The sequence below is a fragment of the Micromonospora costi genome (genome assembly GCF_003626655.1).
GTDB classification, from domain to species: Bacteria; Actinomycetota; Actinomycetes; order Mycobacteriales; family Micromonosporaceae; genus Micromonospora; species Micromonospora costi.
Genome location: NZ_RBAN01000004.1, coordinates 278,612 through 297,688, shown reverse-complemented (window position 1 = coordinate 297,688; position 19,077 = coordinate 278,612). Strand labels below are relative to the sequence as shown.

General features: G+C 75.6%; 21 protein-coding genes. 14 read left to right on the top strand and 7 right to left on the bottom strand.

The annotated features are described in order from the left end of the window. Positions 1-85: 85 nt before the first annotated feature. From D7193_RS23150 to D7193_RS23120, 8 genes are all read left to right on the top strand, one after another. Positions 86-1,066 (top strand): zinc-dependent alcohol dehydrogenase, encoded by a 981-nt coding sequence (locus tag D7193_RS23150; protein ID WP_120781647.1) that lies wholly within the window; start codon positions 86-88, stop codon positions 1,064-1,066. 3 nt (positions 1,067-1,069) lie between these two features. Beyond that, on the top strand, positions 1,070-1,468 hold the full coding sequence (locus D7193_RS23145; RefSeq protein ID WP_120781646.1) for a 6-pyruvoyl trahydropterin synthase family protein: 399 nt from the start codon (positions 1,070-1,072) through the stop codon (positions 1,466-1,468). A gap of 59 nt (positions 1,469-1,527) precedes the next feature. Next, positions 1,528-2,553 carry a glycosyltransferase family 4 protein gene (locus D7193_RS33765; RefSeq protein WP_241563425.1) on the top strand — a complete coding sequence of 342 codons (1,026 nt, stop codon included), beginning with the start codon at positions 1,528-1,530 and terminating at the stop codon, positions 2,551-2,553. Next, entirely contained in the window at positions 2,550-3,365 is an 816-nt protein-coding gene (locus D7193_RS33760) for a class I SAM-dependent methyltransferase (RefSeq protein WP_174242709.1), read from the top strand. The genes D7193_RS33765 and D7193_RS33760 overlap by 4 nt, the downstream gene beginning before the upstream one ends. 63 nt (positions 3,366-3,428) lie before the next feature. Beyond that, positions 3,429-4,361, top strand: coding sequence for a lysylphosphatidylglycerol synthase domain-containing protein (locus tag D7193_RS23135; protein WP_120781645.1), 933 nt, complete (start codon positions 3,429-3,431; stop codon positions 4,359-4,361). Between the two features lie 61 nt (positions 4,362-4,422). Beyond that, entirely contained in the window at positions 4,423-5,076 is a 654-nt protein-coding gene (locus D7193_RS23130; RefSeq protein ID WP_120781644.1) for a GTP cyclohydrolase II, read from the top strand. Between the two features lie 11 nt (positions 5,077-5,087). After that, positions 5,088-5,771, top strand: coding sequence for a RibD family protein (locus tag D7193_RS23125; protein WP_120782161.1), 684 nt, complete (start codon positions 5,088-5,090; stop codon positions 5,769-5,771). Between the two features lie 132 nt (positions 5,772-5,903). Next, positions 5,904-6,494 carry a VOC family protein gene (locus D7193_RS23120; RefSeq protein ID WP_241563319.1) on the top strand — a complete coding sequence of 197 codons (591 nt, stop codon included), beginning with the start codon at positions 5,904-5,906 and terminating at the stop codon, positions 6,492-6,494. A gap of 13 nt (positions 6,495-6,507) precedes the next feature. On the opposite strand, the gene D7193_RS23115 is transcribed toward D7193_RS23120, so the two are convergent. The 3 genes from D7193_RS23115 to D7193_RS23105 form a co-directional block, all read right to left on the bottom strand. Beyond that, complete coding sequence (locus D7193_RS23115) at positions 6,508-7,089, bottom strand: HD domain-containing protein (RefSeq protein ID WP_120781643.1); 582 nt, start codon at positions 7,087-7,089, stop codon at positions 6,508-6,510. Positions 7,090-7,145: 56 nt separating this feature from the next. Further along, entirely contained in the window at positions 7,146-8,246 is a 1,101-nt protein-coding gene (locus tag D7193_RS23110; RefSeq protein WP_206611949.1) for an L-dopachrome tautomerase-related protein, read from the bottom strand. A gap of 206 nt (positions 8,247-8,452) precedes the next feature. Continuing rightward, positions 8,453-9,412 (bottom strand): RNA polymerase subunit sigma-70, encoded by a 960-nt coding sequence (locus tag D7193_RS23105; protein ID WP_206611948.1) that lies wholly within the window; start codon positions 9,410-9,412, stop codon positions 8,453-8,455. A gap of 201 nt (positions 9,413-9,613) precedes the next feature. On the opposite strand from D7193_RS23105, the gene D7193_RS23100 reads away from it, so the two are divergent. Then, complete coding sequence (locus D7193_RS23100) at positions 9,614-10,054, top strand: SgcJ/EcaC family oxidoreductase (RefSeq protein WP_120781641.1); 441 nt, start codon at positions 9,614-9,616, stop codon at positions 10,052-10,054. A 61-nt stretch (positions 10,055-10,115) separates the two neighbouring features. Here D7193_RS23100 and D7193_RS23095 read toward each other — a convergent pair whose 3' ends face one another. Together D7193_RS23095 and D7193_RS23090 are read right to left on the bottom strand one after the other, a co-directional pair. Continuing rightward, positions 10,116-10,625: a hypothetical protein gene (locus tag D7193_RS23095; protein ID WP_206611947.1), complete on the bottom strand. Its 510-nt coding sequence runs from the start codon at positions 10,623-10,625 to the stop codon at positions 10,116-10,118. Further along, entirely contained in the window at positions 10,618-11,976 is a 1,359-nt protein-coding gene (locus tag D7193_RS23090; protein ID WP_241563317.1) for a molybdopterin-dependent oxidoreductase, read from the bottom strand. Before D7193_RS23090 ends, D7193_RS23095 begins: the two co-directional genes overlap by 8 nt. Before the next feature lie 212 nt (positions 11,977-12,188). Here D7193_RS23090 and D7193_RS23085 point away from each other — a divergent pair, with 212 nt between their 5' ends. Further along, entirely contained in the window at positions 12,189-13,253 is a 1,065-nt protein-coding gene (locus D7193_RS23085) for an NAD-dependent epimerase/dehydratase family protein (protein WP_120781639.1), read from the top strand. 55 nt (positions 13,254-13,308) lie between these two features. On the opposite strand, the gene D7193_RS23080 is transcribed toward D7193_RS23085, so the two are convergent. Then, positions 13,309-14,697 carry a hypothetical protein gene (locus tag D7193_RS23080; protein WP_120781638.1) on the bottom strand — a complete coding sequence of 463 codons (1,389 nt, stop codon included), beginning with the start codon at positions 14,695-14,697 and terminating at the stop codon, positions 13,309-13,311. A gap of 145 nt (positions 14,698-14,842) precedes the next feature. On the opposite strand from D7193_RS23080, the gene D7193_RS23075 reads away from it, so the two are divergent. From D7193_RS23075 to D7193_RS23060, 4 genes are read left to right on the top strand one after another with little or no spacing between them, the layout of a single operon-like run. After that, positions 14,843-15,535 (top strand): glycosyltransferase family 2 protein, encoded by a 693-nt coding sequence (locus tag D7193_RS23075; protein ID WP_120781637.1) that lies wholly within the window; start codon positions 14,843-14,845, stop codon positions 15,533-15,535. Beyond that, the gene (locus D7193_RS23070; protein ID WP_120781636.1) at positions 15,532-16,212 is read left to right on the top strand and encodes a TIGR04282 family arsenosugar biosynthesis glycosyltransferase; all 681 of its coding nucleotides are present in this window, start codon (positions 15,532-15,534) and stop codon (positions 16,210-16,212) included. The genes D7193_RS23075 and D7193_RS23070 overlap by 4 nt, the downstream gene beginning before the upstream one ends. Next, positions 16,209-16,862, top strand: a complete 654-nt coding sequence (locus D7193_RS23065) for a class I SAM-dependent methyltransferase (protein ID WP_120781635.1) — start codon at positions 16,209-16,211, stop codon at positions 16,860-16,862. Before D7193_RS23070 ends, D7193_RS23065 begins: the two co-directional genes overlap by 4 nt. A gap of 9 nt (positions 16,863-16,871) precedes the next feature. Further along, the gene (locus D7193_RS23060; protein WP_120781634.1) at positions 16,872-17,933 is read left to right on the top strand and encodes an NYN domain-containing protein; all 1,062 of its coding nucleotides are present in this window, start codon (positions 16,872-16,874) and stop codon (positions 17,931-17,933) included. Between the two features lie 102 nt (positions 17,934-18,035). On the opposite strand, the gene D7193_RS23055 is transcribed toward D7193_RS23060, so the two are convergent. Continuing rightward, positions 18,036-19,013 (bottom strand): LacI family DNA-binding transcriptional regulator, encoded by a 978-nt coding sequence (locus D7193_RS23055; protein WP_120781633.1) that lies wholly within the window; start codon positions 19,011-19,013, stop codon positions 18,036-18,038. Positions 19,014-19,077: the final 64 nt, after the last annotated feature.

Sequence of the window (19,077 nt, the reverse complement as noted above, 5' to 3'; positions counted from 1 at the left end):
TCCGTGTTTATGATCGACGACCCTGTGAGGGAACACGGATGGCGAGGCCGTTCGGTTCGGTCGGAGCGCCAGTGAGGAGCAGCCGGTGACCCGTGAGGCACACGCCTTCTGGCTCCGCTCGCCCGGGCAGGGGGAGATCCGCCCGGTGCGGCTGCCCGACCCCGGCGGCGACGAGGTACGCGTCCGCACCCGCTACTCGGGGGTGAGCCGCGGCACCGAGACGCTGGTCTTCGCGGGTCGCGTGCCACCCGACCAGTACGCGGCCATGCGCGCGCCGTTCCAGGAGGGCGACTTCCCGGCGCCGGTGAAGTACGGCTACCTCAACGTCGGCGTGGTCGAGGAGGGCCCGGACGACCTGCTCGGCCGGACCGTCTTCTGCCTGTACCCGCACCAGACCGGGTACGTGGTGCCCGCCTCGGCCGTGGTCCCGGTGCCCGACGGGGTGCCACCCGCCCGGGCGGTGCTGGCCGGCACCGTGGAGACGGCGGTGAACGCCCTGTGGGACGCCCCGCCGCTCGTCGGCGACCGGGTCACCGTGGTGGGCGCCGGCATGGTCGGCTGCTGCGTGGCGGCCCTGCTCGCCCGCTTCCCCGGCGTACGCGTGCAACTCCTCGACACCGACCCGGGCCGGGCCCGCATCGCCGAGGCGCTCGGCGTCGACTTCGCGCACCCCGACGACGCGGCCGGCGGCCGGGACCTCGTGGTGCACGCGAGCGCCACCGCCGCCGGCCTGCAACGCTCGCTGGACCTGCTCGTGCCCGAGGGGACGGTCGTGGAGCTGAGCTGGTACGGCGACCGGGCGGTCCAGGTGTCGCTCGGCGGGGCGTTCCACAGCGGCCGACTGACCATCCGCGGCAGCCAGGTCGGCATGGTCGCTCCCGCCCGGCGCGGCAGCCGCAGCTACGCCGACCGGCTGGCGCTCGCCCTGGACCTGCTCGCCGATCCCGCGTTCGACGCGCTCATCACCGGCGAGTCCCGCTTCGCCGACCTGCCCACCGTGCTGAGCCGCCTGACCTCGGGCGCCCTGCCGGCCCTCTGCCACCTCATCACCTACGACGGGGAGTGATCCGTGTTCAGTGTGACCGTCCGTGACCACATGATGATCGCCCACAGCTTCCGCGGGGACGTCTTCGGGCCCGCCCAACGCCTGCACGGCGCGACGTTCGTGGTGGACGCGACGTTCCGCCGCGCCGAGGTGGACGCCGACGGCATCGTGGTGGACATCGGCCTGGCCACCGAGCAGCTGAAGGCGGTCCTCGGCGACCTCACGTACCGCAATCTCGACGACGAGCCGGCGTTCGCGGGCGTCAACACGACCACCGAGGTGCTGGCCCGCACGGTCGCCGACCGGCTCGTCGAGCGGGTGCACGCCGGCCAGCTCGGCGAGGGCGCCCGCCAGCTCGCGGGCATCACCGTCACCCTGCACGAGTCGCACGTGGCGTGGGCCAGCTACGAGCGCACGCTGTGAGTGCGCGGCCGGCCACCTCGGTGGCGGCCGCGGGCCCGCCGGGCGCCGGTGTCGGCGAGGTGCACGTGGTACTGCCGAACGACATCGACGACCCGGCCTCGCCCAGCGGCGGCAACCACTACGACCGGCGGCTCTGCCGGGGGCTCGGCGAGCGGGGCTGGACCGTCCACGAGCACCCGGTGGCCGGCGACTGGCCCCGACCCGACGCGTCCGCCCGCGGCACCCTCGCCGCGGCGCTCGCGGCCCTGCCCGACGGCGCGGTCGTCCTGCTCGACGGGCTGGTCGCCTCGGCGACACCGGAGGTGCTGGCGCCGCAGGCCGGCCGGCTGCGGCTGGTCGTCCTCGTGCACATGCCGCTCGGCGACGACACCGAGGCCCGGGCGCTGACCGCGGCACGGGCGGTGGTGACCACCAGCGGATGGACCCGCGAGCGGCTGCTCGACCGGTACGACCTGCCACCCGCGACCGTCCACGTCGCCGTGCCCGGGGTGGACCCGGCCCCGCCCGCCGTGGGCACGGGCACGGGTGGGGCGCTGCTGTGCGTCGCGTCGGTCACCCCCACGAAGGGGCACGACGTCCTCGCCGGGGCGCTCGCGCTGGCGGCGGAACTGCCCTGGACCTGCGTGTGCGTCGGCGCGCTCACGCGGGACCCCGGGTTCGTGGCGGACCTGCGGGCGCGGTTGGCGACCACCGGGCTCGCCGACCGGGTCCACCTGGCCGGCCCCCGCACGGGCGCCGAGCTGGACGCCGCGTACGCCGCGGCCGACCTGCTGGTGCTCCCGTCGCGCGCCGAGACGTACGGCATGGTGGTCGTCGAGGCCCTGGCCCGCGGCGTCCCGGTGCTGGGCACGGCGGTGGGCGGCCTGCCGGAGGCGCTGGGCCGGGCGCCGGACGGCGAACGCCCGGGTCTGCTCGTGCCACCGGACGACCCGCCGGCGCTGGCCGCCGCGCTGCGGCGCTGGCTCGGCGACGCCGACCTGCGCGACCGGCTCCGCGGCGCCGCCCGGGCCCGGCGCGCCACACTCGCGGGCTGGCCCGCCACGGCGGCGCAGGTCGCCGCAGTGCTCGCGGAGGTGGGGGCGTGAGTACGGACGTCCTGTCGCCGTTCGCGGCGTGGCTCGGGCTCCGGGAGACCGCCGACGCGGCGGCCCGCGCCGCCGACCTCGTCGAGGCGGTACGCGGCCGGCTGCCCGCCGGCGGGCCCTCGACCATCCACGACCTTGGCTCCGGCACCGGGTCGATGCTCCGCTGGCTCGCCCCGCGCCTGCCGGGACCGCAGCGCTGGGTCCTCTACGACCGTGACCCGGAGCTGCTGGCCCACGCCGCGGCCGGGACCGTCACCGCCGCCGACGGCGCACCCGTCACCGTGCTGACCCGCTGCACCGACCTCACCCGGCTCACCGCCGCCGACCTCGCCGCCGCCGACCTGGTGACCGCCTCCGCGCTGCTGGACATGTTCACGGCCGACGAGGTCGAGCGGGTGGTCGCGGCGTGCGCCGGTGCCGGCCGCCCGGCCCTGCTCATGATCTCCGTTACTGGCGGGGTCCGGCTCACCCCGGCCGATCCGCTGGACGCCGAGATCGCCGCCGCGTTCAACGACCACCAGCGCCGCACGGCGGGCGGGCGACACCTGCTCGGCCCGGACGCGGTCGACGCCACGCTCGCGGCGTTCGCCCGCCACGGTGTGCCCGTCCGGACCCGGCCCAGCCCATGGCGGCTCGGCCCCGAGCAGGCCGAGTTGACCGCCGAGTGGTTCCGCGGTTGGGTCGGCGCGGCCTGCGAGCAGCGGCCGGAGCTGGCCGACCGGGCAGCCCGGTACGCCCGCCGGCGGCTCGCCGAGGCCGCCGCGGGCCGCCTCACGGTGGTCGTGGAGCACCGGGACCTACTCGCCGGGTGAACCGTTCGGGCCCGCCGCCCGTGCCTAGAAAGAGAACGATCTTTCGATGGGGAGGCCGGGCGGATGGTCTGGGCATGGGCACGCGCGCTCGGCGGGGTCGGCTTGCTCGGCGCGTTGCTGTGGCAGGTGGGCAGCGGGCCGTTCCTGGCCGGGCTGTCCCTGATCGACGCCCCGGCGCTCGCGGCGGCCCTCGCCATCGGCGCCCTGACCACGGTCTGTGGCGCGTGGCGGTGGAGCCTGGTGGCCGACGGGCTGGGAGTGCGGCTGCCGCTGCGGACGGCCGTGGCGCACTGCTACCGGGCGGTGTTCCTCAACGCGACGCTGCCCGGCGGGGTGCTCGGCGACGTGCACCGGGCGGTCCGGCACGGCCGGGACGCCGGTGACGTCGGCCGGGGCGTCCGCGCGGTGGTGTGGGAGCGTACGGCCGGTCAGGTCGTGCAGGTGGCCCTCGCGCTCGTGGTGCTCGCGGCCTTCCCCTCGCCCGTGCGCTCCTACCTGCCGGCGGCGGCCGGGGCGCTGGGGGCCGCCGGCCTCGGCCTGGTGCTGCTCGCCCGGCTGGTCCCGCACGCCGGCCCGTCCCGCTGGGCGCGGACGCTGCGCGCCGCGGTCCGGGACGTACGGTCCGGGCTGCTGGCCAACCGGGCCTGGCTGGGCGTGCTGCTGGCGTCCGCGGTGATGGTCGCGGGTCACCTGGCCACGTTCCTGGTGGCGGCACGGGTCGCCGGCGCCACCGCGCCGCTGTCGCGGCTGCTGCCGCTGACCCTGCTCGCCCTGCTCGCCATGGGACTGCCGCTGAACGTCGCCGGCTTCGGGCCGCGCGAGGGCGTGGCCGCGTGGGCGTTCGGCGCCGCCGGCCTGACCGCCGAACAGGGCGTGGCCACCGCCACCGTGTACGGCGCGCTCGTGCTGGCGGCCAGCCTGCCCGGTGCCGCAGTCCTGCTCAACCGGCGGATGCGAAAGCCGCTCGGGCGGCGGGAAACAGCCGTGCGTGGTTGAGTGTTTGTCACGGTGCCGGTACGCGCGGTCGGACCAGGGCCGCGCTGGACGAAGGAGCCCCATGCCTGAAGCACTCCCTGTCGCGACGGTCCGCACCCAGGTGACCGTGCCGCTGAGGTTTCCCGACGGGTACTCCACGACCGCCCGCCTGTTCACCTTCAAGGGGCTGGTCGACGGCCGGGAGCACCTCGCGTTCGGCCTGGGCGACTGGGCGGGCGCGCTCGACCGGTACGCCGCCGGCGGTTCCGCGCCGCTGGTGCGTCCGCACAGCGAGTGCCTGACGGGGGACGTGTTCGGCAGCCAGCGTTGCGACTGCGGCCCGCAGCTGCGCGAGGCGGTCGAACGGATCGCCGAGGCCGGTGGATTCCTGCTCTACCTGCGTCAGGAGGGCCGGGGCATCGGGCTGTACGCGAAGCTCGACGCGTACGCCCTCCAGGACGCGGGGCTCGACACCTACGAGGCCAACGTGGCGCTGGGCCACGGCGAGGACGAGCGGGACTACAGCCCCGCCGCGCAGATGCTGGCCACGCTGGGCGTGCCGGCCATCACCCTGCTGAGCAACAACCCGGAGAAGGCGCTCCAGCTCGACCGGCTGGGCGTGACGGTGATCGAGCGGGTGCCCACCGGGCTCTACCTGTCCCCGGCCAACGCCGACTACCTGGCGGCCAAGGCCAGTCGGGCGGCCCGTACCCCCGACCTTCCCGCCCTCCGGTGACGCCGCGGCCGGTGCGGCCCTACGTGCTGCTGAGCTGCGCCACCTCGATCGACGGGTACATCGACGACAACACCGACCAGCGGCTGCTGCTCTCCAACGACGACGACCTCGACCGGGTCGACGAGGTGCGGGCGAGCTGCGACGCGATCCTCGTGGGCGCGGAGACCGTACGCCGGGACGACCCGCGACTGCTCGTCCGCTCGCCGCGACGGCGCGACGAGCGGGTGGCGCGGGGCGAGGCCGCGTCGCCCGCCAAGGTGACCGTCACCGCGCGGGGAGACCTCGACCCGGCGGCGCGCTTCTTCACCACGGGCGAGGCGGACCGTCTCGTGTACTGCGCGTCCGGCGCGCTGGAGAAGACGCGGGAGCGGGTCGGCCGGCTGGCCACCGTGGTGGACGCCGGTGAGCCCGTGGACCTGGGCGCGGTGCTGGCCGACCTCGACGGGCGGGGCGTACGACGGCTCATGGTGGAGGGCGGGGGCACGGTGCACGCGCAGTTCCTGGCCGCCGGCTTCGCCGACGAGCTGCACCTCGTGGTGGCGCCGTTCTTCGTGGGCGACTGCCGGGCGCCGCGTTTCGTGGGCGACGGCCGGTACCCGTGGCATCCGGGCCGGCGGGCCACCGTGGCCGAGGTACGGCAGATCGGCGACGTGGTGCTCGTCCGCTACGCCCTCTCCGACCGCTGCGAGGCCTGACCGCGCCCGTCACGCGCAGAGGCGCACCCGTCGGACCCGTGTGCGGGAACCGGCCGCCCGGCAGGTGCGGGGCCAGTAGCGTGGTGATCGGGAAACGCCTCTGCCGCCGTGACTCAGCTCCAGGGAGGCCCGATGGGCATCGCCGACGTCGACATGAAGCTCGAGGTGGTCATCATCCCGGTCGCCGACGTCGACCGCGCCAAGGAGTTCTATGGGCGCCTCGGCTGGCGGCTCGACAAGACCCCGCCCGGCATCGTCCAGTTCACACCGCACGGGTCCCCCTGCTCGGTCCAGTTCGGCGCCGACCTGATCTCGGCCGCACCCGGTTCCGCGAAGGAGTACCTGGTCGTCTCGGACCTCGAGGCGGCCCGCAACGCGCTGGTGGCCGCCGGTGTCGAGGTCAGCGAGATCTACCACATCGGCCCGGAGGGGCCCGTCAGCGGCATGGATCCCGAGCGCCGCAGCTACTTCTCCCGCGCCACGTTCGACGACCCGGACGGCAACACCTGGCTGCTCCAGGAGATCACCACCCGGCTGCCGGGTCGCGTCGAAGCGGCGGAGACGTCGTTCGCCTCGGTGAGCGATCTGGCGAGCGCGCTGCGCCGCGCGGCGGCCGCCCACGGCGAGCACGAGAAGCGCACCGGCAAGGCGGACGAGAACTGGCCCGACTGGTACGCCCAGTACATGGTGAGCGAGCAGAAGGGCGAGAAGCTGCCGACCTGAACGGGTGGTCTTCCTACTCGGCTCGCGGGGGAGGCGCCAACCAGGCGAGGGGTTGCCCGCTGAGCGCGGCGTCGGCGAGGCGGTGTGCGGACGCGGTCCTGAGCGCCGCGCGCGAGCTGTCGATCCATCGCTGGACGTTGTCGATGCCCTGGTGGCGGTACTCGACAGCCTGGACGAGGCACTCCAGCTTGTCGGCGTCGCGGGCCACGACGGCTTCCCGGGTCTCGCCCGCCTCGTACTCGGCGACGGCGGCGGTGATGGCCTCGGCAACGGGTGGCGGGCAGGCGGCGACCTGGTCGGCGGTCACCGCCGCGTTGGGCGCGGCGGTGAGGTAGCGCCTGCCGATGTGCGGGATGTCGGTGATCCGCGTTTCCTGCGTGTCGTGCAGGACGCAGAGCATGGACACCCGGGCCGGGTCGGCGCCCTCCATGGCCGCGAGCATCATGCCGATGAGCGCGGTCCGGAACGAGTGCTCGGCAATCGACTCGGGGTGCTTGACACCGGCGAACCACCAGCCGGTGCGGGACGCGCGCTTGAGGACGCCCGCTTCGAAGATGAAGTCCATCGCTCCGGCGGCATCGTGATCGTCGCTCATCTACCCGTCCCTGTGCCGGTGACTCCGTCTGCCCCGAGGCTGTAGACGATAGACGGTCAGCGCAGCAGCACCGGCCCCGCGTCGATCGGGGTCCGGAACAGGGCGTACGGCTTGCGCCGCAGGTCTTTTCCGCCCTGGTACCGGGGCTGCCGGTGCAGCTGGTTGGCGGTCACGTAGAGGTGCCCGTCGGTCGCCACGGACATCGTGTCGGGCCACAGCAGCCGCGGGTCGTGCACCAGCGTCTCCAACTGGCCGTCGGGCAGCCGCCGGAGGACGGCGTTCTGCTCGTACGCCGTGAGGTAGAGCCGCCCGGCGTCGTCGCTCTCCAGACCGTCGGAGGCGCTGCCCTTGTCGCCCTCGTCGACGATGGCGTCGGACGCCTCCTCGTCGGGCAGTGAGGCGTCGGCCAGCGCGTCCGTGGAGACGCTGTGCAGGCGGCGCGACACCAGCGCGCAGTAGTACAGCCGCGAGCCGTCGGCGCTGATGGCGATGCCGTCGGAGCCCATGGTCAGCTGCTTCGGCGGGCCGTCCGGCGGCCGGTCCATCAGCGGTCGCCCCTCGACGATGGGCCGGAATCCGTGTGGCGACGCGGCCTTCGTCGACGGGTGGTCGTGCAGCCGCCGCCAGGAGTGGCCCGACGCGAGGTCGACCACGATGATGCCGTTCGGGCCGGTGGAGGCCGAGTCGGTGATGTACGCGAGGCCGGCCGGCCCGCGCCGCAGGTCGAAGCGGACGTCGTTGAGGTACGTGGTGGGCAGCGCCACGTCGGCCGGGAACGTGATCACCTGCGTGACGTTGTTGGTGTTCAGGTCGACGCACACGAGCTTCGGCCCGCCGGGTTTCGTCGGCTGGAACATGGGGCTGCCGGTGTCCAGCACCCAGAGCCGGTCGGCCGGGTCGACCACCACGGACTGCACGGACACGAACGCCTGGTCGTCGTCGTTGCCCTGCGGCGCGTTCCAGCGCTCGTCCGGGAACGGCACCTCCGTGCCGTCGCGCAACTCGACCACGGTTGCCGGCGGGTTGTCGCCCCACTGGGGGAAGTTCACGAAGATCCGCCCGCGGTGGGAGACCGTCACCCCGGTCGGCATGGGCCCGGTGAACGTGTGCACCAGCTCCAGCTCACCGACCGGCTCGTCACCCACCGGCCCGTTCACGCCGCACCCCCGGTGTGCCGGCCCGTGTTGCCTGTCGCGGCCGGGATCAGGTCTGCCATGGCGTACTCCCTCGACGGTGGCGGGCGCGGGCCGGTGCCGCGACGGACCCCCCGTGCTTCCCGCCGTGGCGCGGCTGAAACCGGCGGACAACGCCCGCAACCGCCGCGCCGCCGCGCCGCCGGGCCCGCGACGCGGGACGGCAGCTCTCAGACCAGGGCGTCCGGCAGCCCGAACGCGCGGAACACGGCGGGGTCCTGGTAGACGACGTTGTGCCGGATCCCCTCGGTGGCCACGGTGAGGATCTGCACGGTGTGCAACCGGTGGATTCCGTCCTCCGCGCGGCAGTAGGCGGCCAGGGTCGGCTGGCCGTTCGCCCCGGAGGGGAGGATCCGCCAGTCGCGGCCACGCAGGGCGAACACCCGCGACATGAACCGCCCGTAGTCGACGCGGCCGGCGTACCAGAGCGGAACCGGCGGCATCTCCAGGATCACCGCGTCGGCGAGGAGCCGGACGAGCGCCGGCACGTCGGCCGCCTCGAACGCCCGGACGTACCGGTCGACGGTCGCGCGCACCTGCGGGTCGTCCGCCCGGAGCGTGTCCTCCCGCACGGGCGTGCCGGCCAGGCCGTCGCGGGCGCGTTGCAGCGCGCTGTTGACGCTGGCCACCGATGTGCCGAGCTGCCCGGCGACCTCGGCGGCGGTGAACCGCAGCACGTCGCGGAGGATCAGGACGGCGCGCTGCCGGGCGGGCAGGAGGTGCAGCGCGGCGGCGAGCGCCAGCCGGAGACTGCCGCGCTGCTCGACCACGAGCTGCGGGTCACCGAGCCGCGCGTCCGGCAGCGGCTGCAGCCACGGCACGTCCAGACGCGGGGTGAGCGGCGCGTCCGGATCGTCGCTGGGCTGCCCGAGGCCGGTGGGGAGCGGGCGGCGTTGCCGGCCCTCCAGAGCGGTGAGGCACACGTTCGTGGCGACGGCGTACAGCCAGGTCCGTACGGAGGCGCGCGCCGGATCGTAGCGCGACCAGGACCGCCAGCCGCGCAGCATGGTCTCCTGCACCGCGTCCTCGGCCTCGTCGACGGCGCCGAGCATCCGGTAGCAGTACGCCAACAGTTCCGGCCGCAGCGGTGCCGTCTTCCGTGTGAAGTCCTCGTCCACCGGCCCCCCCACGCCCGCATCGTGGCAGGCCGCAGCGCGCGGCCAGGGACCGGCCCCCGGGTGCGGAGATCCTGCCGCCGGAGCGATGAGTTCGCGGCCGCCCACCGGTAACCATCACGACCGCACCGATCACCCCGCCGTCCGGCGGGCGTGACGGAGCCCGGTCGCCGCGGTGCCGCCCGGCGCCGGGGCCGTACCCAGAAGGGACCCCACATGACCAGCACAACGTCCGTTCCGTCGACCGCCGTCGGTCAGACCGCCGCCGAACAGACCGCCGCCGACGCCACCGCCGCCGTCCGGGAGGTGCTGCACCGGCTGTACGCGGCCTGGACCGACAACGATGCCGAGGCGTTCGCCGCCCTGTACCGGGAGGACGCGACCGTCGTGATGCCCGGCGTCCTGCACCGCGGCCGGGACGCCGTCCGGGCGTACATGGCGGCCGCGTTCGCGGGACCGCTGAAGGGATCCCGGGCGCTCGACGAGCCGGTGGACATCCGGGTGCTCGGCGACACCGCGGTGGTGGTGAGTACCGCCGGGATCCTGCTGGCCGGCGAGACCGAGGTGCCGGCCGAGCGGCGCCGGCACGCCACCTGGACGCTGCACCGGCGGGACGGGGTGTGGTCGGTCGCCGCCTACGCCAACGCGCCGGCCTGACGGGGGCGGTGGGCGTCCGGTGACCGCGGCCGGACGCCCACCGGCGGAACCGCCGACGCCGTCACCCGCGCTCGCTCGTGCGCCACCGCAGCCACCTGATCACCAACGCAACGGCGCTGACCAGGAACAACACCCCGCTGACCGCGAGCCAGCGCAGCAGGTACGGCATCCGCTCCTGAGCCGTCGCGGCCCGGTAGGTCTCCGCGCCCCAGCCGAGCAGCCCGGGCAGGAACACCAGGAACAGCAGCCCGGCGGCGAGTGCCGGCGCCCGTACGTGGTTGAGCACGGCGAGGCGTACGCGCTCCGAACCGTCCCCACCCGACGCGGCCGGCCGCCGGGCCGTGCGGGTGACGCCGCGCAGCGCCCGGTCGACGGCGGCGTACACGGGGAAGAGGACCAGGTCGTGGAAGATCACCGCGCCGAGGAACCAGAGCAGCATCCGCCACGCCGTCGCCTCGCCGGCCAGCCGCAGCACGACCCATCCGGTGACCACGAAACACAGCAGCAGGACGAGCACGTGCCGGGGGCCGGCGCCGTACGTGGCCCGCAGCCGGGCGACCGGGTCAGCCATCGGTGCGGAAGTCGATGTCGGCCACCCACTTCGTGCAGTGCACGCCGGGCAGCGCCGGGACGATGATCCGGGCCGGGAAGCCGTGGTCGGGGGAGAGGTCGGCCCCGTTGACCCGCAGCGCCAGCAGCGAGTCCGGGTCGAGCACCTGGTTGGCCTGGAGCGTGGCCTGCCGGAACAGCCCGGAGCGCTCCATCGACCGGACGTGCGCCGAGGCCGGGTCCGGCGTCCCGGCGAGTGCGGCCAGGTCGCGCAGGCGTACGCCGGTCCACGTCTGCACGGTCGACCAGCCCTCGACGCAGGCGATCGGCAGGCGTGCCGTGTGCTGCGCCATGGCGAGCAGCGCGGCACGGTCGAGGGTCACGGTGCGTCCGGCGCCGTGCAGGGTAAGCCGCCAGCCGGGCCCGGTGTCGGCGGCCTGGATGCCGGCCGCCGCGGCGCTCCGGTTGATCTGGAACCCGTTGGGGCCGGCCCCGGGGTCCTGACCGCGCGGCAGCAGCCAGGCGGTACGGCGCAGCGGCCCGTCGAGGCTCTGCCCGACGGTCAGCACGGCCAGCAGCAGTGAGCCCCCGCCGACCAGGGCGACCGCGCCTCGCCGGCTGACCGTGGGCGGTCCGGGCCGCACCGGCACCAGCCCGTCCGGGTCGGGCGGCTCGGGTCGGGTCGCGGCCCGGGGCGTCCGCAGCGCGTCGCGGCCGGGGCGCGGGCGCAGCGCGGTCACCATGCGGGGCAGCTTGAGCGCCACGTGCGCGACGAGGGCGGCCGTGAAGACCCAGGCCCCGAAGTAGTGGGCCGTGTAGAAGTCGAAACCGAAGACGTACGCGTACTGGATGTTCAGCAGGCCGGTGGCGATCTGGAAGAGGATCCCGCCGACGAGCAGCAGCAGGGAGAGCCGTTCGAGCACCTGCGCCACCGAGCGGGCCGGCGGCCAGTCGAACAGCTTCGGGATCACCGACCAGAGCTTGGCCAGCACCACCGGGACGATCACGATCCCGAGGCCCACGTGCAGTCCCTGGGTGAGGCGGAACAGCCACGACGGCCGGGTCGGCCAGTCGAAGTACGGCAGCCGCAGCCAGCTCACGTCGGTCGGGAACGCCTGCCCGAACCGGGGGGCGTACGCGGCGTAGTCCAGCAGCCCCGTGATGATGACCAGCGGCAGCGTGGCGAGCAGGACCGCGCCGAACACGGAGGTCAACCAGGGCCCCCGCAGCGGGCTGCGCCAGCCCCGGGTGACGGCGTCGGCGCCGGGCGGGCGGTGCCGGTCCAGGCCCTGCCACAGCCGCCGGGGAGTGCCGTAGCCGTCGGCCGCGCCGGCCCGGTCCTCGGCCGGCGGTGCGGGATCGCTCGCGGGCACCGTACCTCCTTCGCGCCGCTCGGGTGGCCGGCTCTCCTGGTCATGGTCGCCGACGACGGTGGCCCACGGCCCGCTTTGCGGCATTACCGAACGCTTACCGCGCCGTCCCCTCCGGCGGTCGCCGTCCGGGGGAGGGGGAACCTGTTGCGAACTCCTTACGGGTGCGGCGTACCGGCCCGCCGGCGGGTGCCGCTGACCTACGGTCACCGGATATGCGGGTACTGGTCACCGGCGCGGCCGGGTTCATCGGATCGCAGGTCGCGGACCTGCTCGCCGACGAGGGGCACGAGGTGGTGGCGCTGGACGCGCTGCTGCCGCAGGCGCACGGCGCGCAGCCGCCGGAGTGGGCGCACCGGCACGAGCTGATCCGGGGGGACGTACGCGACGACGACCTGCTGGACCGGCTCCTGCCCGGCGTCGACGCCGTCTGCCACCAGGCGGCCATGGTGGGGCACGGCCTCGACCCGTCCGACGCGCCGGCGTACGCGGGCCACAACGACCTGGGCACCGCCGTGCTGCTCGCCGCCATGTACCGCGCCGGGGTGACCCGCCTCGTGCTGGCCAGCTCCATGGTGGTCTACGGCGAGGGCCGCTACGTGTGCGCCGCGCACGGCACGGTGCGCCCGTCGCCGCGGCGGGCCGAGGACCTGGCCGCCGGCCGGTACGAGCCGACGTGCGCCCGCTGCGGTGAACCGCTGGGCTGGGCGTTCGTGCCCGAGGACGCGCCGCTGGAGCCGCAGAGCACGTACGCGGCCAGCAAACTCGCCCAGGAACACCTCGCCGCGGCGTGGGCCCGGCAGACCGGCGGCGGTGTGTGGGCGCTGCGGTACCACAACGTCTACGGCCCCCGGATGCCCCGTGACACCCCGTACGCCGGGGTGGCCTCGATCTTCCGCTCGGCGCTCGCCGCCGGGCGCCCGCCGCGCGTGCTGGAGGACGGCCGGCAGCACCGCGACTTCGTGCACGTCACCGACGTGGCCCGGGCCAACCTGCTCGCCCTCACCGCGCCGCCGCCCGTGGTGGGCCTCGTGCCGGTGAACGTCTGCTCCGGCGAGCCGCACACCGTCGGCGAGCTGGCCCGAACGCTCGCCGACGCGATGGGCGGGCCGTCGCCGCTGGTGGTCGGCGGCGCCCGGGCGGCCGACGTCCGGCACGTGGTGGCCGACCCGCGTCGCGCCACCGAGCTGCTCGGCTACACCGCCCGGATGGGCTTCGCCGAGGGTGTGGCCGGCTTCGCGACCGACCCGCTGCGGGAGCCGGCCGCGCTCCCGGCCTGACGGCCGGCGCCCAAGAGACCGGCGGCCTGACGGCCCGCGCTCAGCAGGCCGGCGGTCAGGAGACCGTCCAGAGCAGGTGGTTGACGGCCAGGGCGGTGACCGCCTGCCCGACCAGCCACCACCGGTGCGTCTCCGCCGGCAGTCGCACGGCCGCCACGAGCAGCCACACCGCGAACGGCAACCAGATCCGCTCCACCTCGGCCTTGCTCAGCCCCGACAGGTCCGCGCCGGCGACGGCCAGCGCGGCGGCCAGCGGCAGCAGGACGGTGGGGCCGGCCCCGCGTACCGCGCTGGTCAGCTCCGCCCGCCGCCACCCGGCGCGCGTCGCGGCGACGGCCGCCGCGACGGCCCGGCGAAGCGCCGGCCCGAGCGCCGGGCCGGCGCACAGCAGCAGCGCCGCCAGGTTGGCCCAGACCCAGTAGCCGTACGGGCGCTCGGCCGCCCAGCCCTGGTAGTAGCGCTCGACGACCAGCCGGTAGCCCTCCCACCACGGGAAGCCGGCCAGGGTGAACGCCAGGACCACGGCCCCGACACCGGCGCCGGCGGCGATCAGCGCGCGCAGCCGGGACGCCGGACGCAACGCCAGCACCACCAGCGCCAGCGCGCCGACCAGCACGAAGCCGTACGAGAGGTAGAGCGCGAAGCCGAGCAGCACCCCGCCGGCCGCCGCGACGCCCGGGCCGCGCACCGCGAGCAGCGCGAGCCCGGCGGCGACCACGGCGGCGAAGATCGCGTCGCCGGACGCGCCCACCCAGACCGCGCCGGGCAGCAGCACCAGGAACGGCACCACGGCCCGGGCCGCGTCGGGGGCGCCGAGCGCCCGCAGCGCCACCGGCACCGACACCGCCACCGTGGCCCCCACGAGCACGCAGGCCAGCCCCGCGACGGCGCCGCCGCCGAGGCCCACCCGGTCCAGCCAGACGAACAGCAGCAGCGCGCCGGGCGGGTGACCCGCCGTGTGGGTGGACCAGGAGTCCGGCTGGAAGTCGAGGATGCGGTCGGTGAACCCGGCCAGCGCCGCCGGGATGTCGGTGATCCCCGGCACCTCGTGCAGGTACTCCGCCTGCACCGTGAGCCGCCCGGCGAGCCCCGCCGACCAGCCGTCCACCAAGGCCAGCGACAGCGTCCAGGCGACCGACGCGAGCCAGCCGGCGGCCAGCAGCACACCCCACCGTGCGGTGCGGGCGAGGCGTACCCCCCACCACACGACCGCCACCGCCACCAGCAGCGCGGCCGGGGTGCCCCAGCCCACGTGGGGGCTCCAGGTGGCGTAGAGGGGGGCGGCGTCCGCGTACAACCCCGCGCCGCGGGCGTTGAGCGCGTACCCCACACCGGCCGCGGCGGCGACCAGCGCCGCCTCGACCGCGAGTACCACCAGGTCGGCCCGGCGCCGGCGGGCCGGGGGCCGTTCCGGTGCGGTGACGATCGCGGATGCGGAGGCCATGACCCCCGGACGGTACGGCGAACGGGCGGCGCGTGGTGGCGGAACGGCCGACCCGTCACCGTCCGGTAAGAATCGGCCGTGCGGTAAGCGTTCGGTAAGGAGGTTCCGGCCCCGGACGCGCTGGCAGCGTCCTAGCGTCGGCCGTATGCCGACCAGGACCGACCCCGTCCCCGCCATCGACGTGGTGCTGCCCTGCCTGGACGAGGCCGCCGCGCTGCCCGGCGTGTTGACCGCCCTGCCGCCCGGTTACCGGGCCATCGTGGTCGACAACGGCTCCCGCGACGGTTCGCCGGAGATCGCCGCCCGGCACGGCGCCCGGGTCGTCCACGAGCCGCGCCGGGGTTACGGCGCCGCCGTGCACACCGGACTGGAGGCCGCCGCCACCGAGCTGGTCTGCGTGCTCGACGCCGACGGCTCATTCGACCCGGGCGAGCTGCCCGCCCTCGTCGCCCCGGTGGCGGCCGGGACGGCGGACCTCGCGGTCGGGCGCCGCCGGCCGGTCGGCGCGGGCGCCTGGCCGTGGCACGCCCGCGCCGGCACGGCTCTGGTCGCCGCGCTGCTGCGCCGCCGGGGCGTACCGTTGCGCGATCTGAGCCCCATCCGCGTGGCGCGCCGGGAGGCGCTGCTCGCCCTCGGCGTCGCCGACCGTGCCTTCGGCTATCCCCTCGAACTGCTGATCCGGGCGGCCGCCGCCGGCTGGCGCATCCACGAACTCGACGTGCGGTATGCGCCCCGCGCCGCCGGCACCCGGTCGAAGGTCTCCGGGTCGGTGCGCGGCACGCTGCGGGCGACCCGCGACTTCGCCGGCGTGCTGCGCACCGTGGGCGGTGACCGGTGACCATCCTGCTCGTGATGGCGAAGGCGCCCGTGCCGGGTGCGGTCAAGACCCGCCTCTGCCCACCGGCCAGCCCGGTGCAGGCGGCCCGGATCGCCGCAGCGGCGCTGCGGGACACGCTGGACGCGGTCCGCGCCACCCCGGGAGTGACGCCGGTGCTCGCCTGCGCCGGACGGCTGACGGACGCGGAGGACGCCGCCGGGCTCGTCACCGGCCTGCACGGCTGGACCGTGCTGGCGCAGCGCGGCACCGGTCTCGGCGACCGGCTCGCCCACGCGCACGCCGAGGTGGCGGCCTCCTGGCCGGGCCGGCCGGTGCTCCAGATCGGCATGGACACGCCGCAGCTCACGCCGGCCGGGCTCGCCGCGGCGGCGCGGCGGCTCGCCGTCGCCGACGCGGTGCTCGGCGCGGCCGTCGACGGTGGCTGGTGGGCGCTGGGGCTACGCGATCCACGGCACGCGGCGCTTCTGCGTACGGTGCCGATGTCCACCGCGCGGACCGGCCGCCACACCTGGTCCGCCCTCGTGGAGCGGGGCCTGCGCTGCGCGCTGCTGCCCCTGCTGCGCGACGTCGACGAGTGGCCGGACGCCCTCGCGGTGGCCGCCGAGGCCCCGGACGGGCGGTTCGCCCGGCAGGTCGCCGCGGTCCGCCGGGCCCTGGTGCCCGGAGGCCGGGGGTGAGCGCCGACGCGTTCGCCACGGCCCTGCGCGACCGGGCGGCCGGCGGCGGCCACTGGTTGGTGCACGGCGACGGTGCGCGGCACCGGCTGCCGGTGCGCCGCTGGCAGGGCGGGGCCGAGCCGGCCACCACCGGGGTGGTGACCCGCTGCCCCGGGCCGACACTGGACCTGGGCTGCGGCCCGGGCCGGCTCACCGTGGCGCTGGCCCGGGCCGGGACCACGGCGGTCGGTGTGGACATCTGCGCGTACGCCGTCGCCGCCGCCCGCGCCCGCGGGGCCGTGGCGCTGCATCGCGACCTGTTCGACCCGCTGCCCGCCGAGGGCCGCTGGGCGCACGCCGTCCTGCTCGACGGGAACATCGGCATCGGCGGCGACCCGGTCGCCCTGCTGGCCCGCTGCCGATCGCTGCTCGACCCCGGCGGCACCGTCCTGGTCGAGCTGGAGCCGCCCGGCGCCGGGCTCTGGCAGGGGCACGCCCGGGTCGCCTCGCCACGCCGGTCGGGCCGGCCCGTCCTCGGGCCGGCGTTCCGCTGGGCGAGGCTGGACATCCGGGCGGTGCACCAGGTGGCGGCCCGCGCCGGGCTCGTGGTGCGGGACCTGTTCCGCGGCGGCGGGCGCTGGTTCGGCGAGCTGGGGGCGTCCGGCCGCTAGGCTGGCCGGGTGGATCAAGAGGACCGTATCGCCCTTTTCCTCGACTACGAGAACCTCGCGCTGGGGTTCCGCGACCACCACGGCGGGTCGCCCTTCGACTTCCGGCCGATCGCGGACGCCCTCGCCGAGCGGGGACGGGTGGTGGTGCGCCGGGCGTACGCGGACTGGTCGTACTTCGACGAGGACCGGCGGATGCTCACCCGCAACCACGTCGAACTCATCGAGATACCGCAGCGGATGGGCGCGTCCCGCAAGAACGCGGCCGACATCAAGATGGCCGTCGACGCCGTCGAGCTGGCCTTCGAGCGGGACTACATCTCGACGTTCGTGATCTGCACGGGCGACAGCGACTTCACCCCACTGGTCCACAAGCTGCGGGAACTGAACAAGCGCGTCATCGGCGTGGGCGTGGAGAAATCCACGTCGGCGCTGCTGCCGCCGGCCTGCGACGAGTTCCTCTACTACGACCGGCTGGAAGGCGTCGACGTGCCGCCGCCGCGGGCGCGCGGGGGTCGGCCGGCCCGGCCGGCGGAGCAGGTGGAGCGGGAACCCGAGCCGCGTCCGGAGGCCGAGGAGCCGGTACGGGACGTGGACGCCCTGGCCGCCGTCGTGGCGCAGACCGTGGCGGGCCTGCAGGGCAGCTCCGGCGGTGAGGTGACCGCCTCGCGGCTGAAGCGGACGCTGCTGCGCAAGGACCCGACGTTCAGCGAGTCCGACTACGGCTTCCGCACCTTCGGCGAGCTGCTGCGGCACCTCGCCGGGCACACCGTGATCGAGTTGGCCGAGGGGCCGGCGAAGGGCGACCCGGAGGTGTCCCTGCCGGAGCACGGTGACCGGGAGGTGGCGTTCGGGCTGCTCCGGTCGGTGGTGCTCGACCTGGGCGGCGGCGGAGCCGTGGCGCTGTCCGGCCTCAAGGACCAGCTCCGCCGGGCGCGGCCGGACTTCAGCGAGAAGAAACTGGGCTACCGCGGCTTCCTCCAGTTCTGCCGGGCCGCGGCCACCGCCGGTGCCGTCGACCTGCGTTGGAGCCCGGACGCCGAGGACTACCTGCTCACCCCGCAGGGGGCGTGACGCCCGTGCCGGCGGGGCCGGGTGCGGCGGCGGGGCCGGGTGCTGCGCCGGCGGTGTCGGGTGTGGCGCCGGCGGTGTCGGGTGTGGCGCCGGCCCGGCGGCTCAGCGACCTGGCAGGCCTCGTTCGACCAGGTCGGTGGGGATCAGCAGGCTGCGGGGCTCGGAGGGGTCGCCCGCGATCCGGCGGAACAGCAGCTCCGCGGCGGCACGCGCGAGCGCGCGGGTGTCGTACGCGACCACGGTGAACGGGTACGGCAGCAGGCGGGCCAGGTCGAAGTCGTCGAACCCGAGCAGGGCCGCGGTGCTGCCCCGGCGGTGCAGCTCCTCCACCGCGCCCAGCGAGATCCGGTTGTTGAGGCTGAAGAAGGCAGTGGGCGGGTCGGGCTGGTCGAGCAGCTCCCCGACGACCCGGGCCGCGGTGCCGGGGTCCCGGATACCGTCGCGGACGAGCCGGTCGTCGATCGCCGCGCCGGCCGCGGCGAGGGCCTCCCGGGCGCCGGCCAGCCGCTCGCGCATCGTGTAGACGCTGGTCGAGTCGAGGAGGATGCCGACCCGGCGGTGCCCGGCCTCGACGAGGGTCCGGACGCCGGCCCGGGCGCCGCCCCGGTTGTCGAGCAGGACGGTGTCGGCGCGCAGCTCGCCCGCCGGCCGGTCGAGGAACACCGCGGGGGTGCCGAGATCCACCTCGCTCTGCAGGAACGAGTGGTCCTCGCCGGCCGGCACGACGAGCAGGCCGTCGACCCGGCGGGCGCACAGGTCGCGCAGGAGCTGCTGCTCCCGTGCCGGGTCCTCCTCGGAGCTGGCGATGAGCAGCATCGTGTCGTGGTCCGAGGCGACCTCGGCCACCGCGCCCGCGATGGTGGCGTAGAACGGGTTGGCGATCTCCTCGATGAGCAGCCCGATCGTGGCGGTGGCCTGGCCGGACCGCAGCGAGCTGGCCAGGTGGTTGCGACGGAAGCCCAACTCGGCGACGGCGGCGAGGACGCGCTGCGCCAGCTCCGGTTGCACGTAGGGCGCGTTGTTGACCACGCGCGAGACAGTCTTCACGCTCACGCCGGCCCGCGCGGCGACATCCACCATGGTGGGTCGCCGCGTGCGGCTGGGCGTGCTGGTCACGCCGAAACCCTACCGGCACCGGATGACA

Excerpts from the sequence above, each read along its gene's own strand:
- D7193_RS23135 (WP_120781645.1), top strand. The coding sequence starts at position 3,429 with ATGGTCTGGGCATGGGCACGCGCGCTCGGCGGGGTCGGCTTGCTCGGC.
- D7193_RS23130 (WP_120781644.1), top strand. The coding sequence starts at position 4,423 with ATGCCTGAAGCACTCCCTGTCGCGACGGTCCGCACCCAGGTGACCGTG.
- D7193_RS23120 (WP_241563319.1), top strand. The coding sequence starts at position 5,904 with ATGGGCATCGCCGACGTCGACATGAAGCTCGAGGTGGTCATCATCCCG.
- D7193_RS23115 (WP_120781643.1), bottom strand. The coding sequence starts at position 7,089 with ATGAGCGACGATCACGATGCCGCCGGAGCGATGGACTTCATCTTCGAA.
- D7193_RS23100 (WP_120781641.1), top strand. The coding sequence starts at position 9,614 with ATGACCAGCACAACGTCCGTTCCGTCGACCGCCGTCGGTCAGACCGCC.
- D7193_RS23095 (WP_206611947.1), bottom strand. The coding sequence starts at position 10,625 with ATGGCTGACCCGGTCGCCCGGCTGCGGGCCACGTACGGCGCCGGCCCC.
- D7193_RS23085 (WP_120781639.1), top strand. The coding sequence starts at position 12,189 with ATGCGGGTACTGGTCACCGGCGCGGCCGGGTTCATCGGATCGCAGGTC.
- D7193_RS23080 (WP_120781638.1), bottom strand. The coding sequence starts at position 14,697 with ATGGCCTCCGCATCCGCGATCGTCACCGCACCGGAACGGCCCCCGGCC.
- D7193_RS23075 (WP_120781637.1), top strand. The coding sequence starts at position 14,843 with ATGCCGACCAGGACCGACCCCGTCCCCGCCATCGACGTGGTGCTGCCC.
- D7193_RS23055 (WP_120781633.1), bottom strand. The coding sequence starts at position 19,013 with ATGGTGGATGTCGCCGCGCGGGCCGGCGTGAGCGTGAAGACTGTCTCG.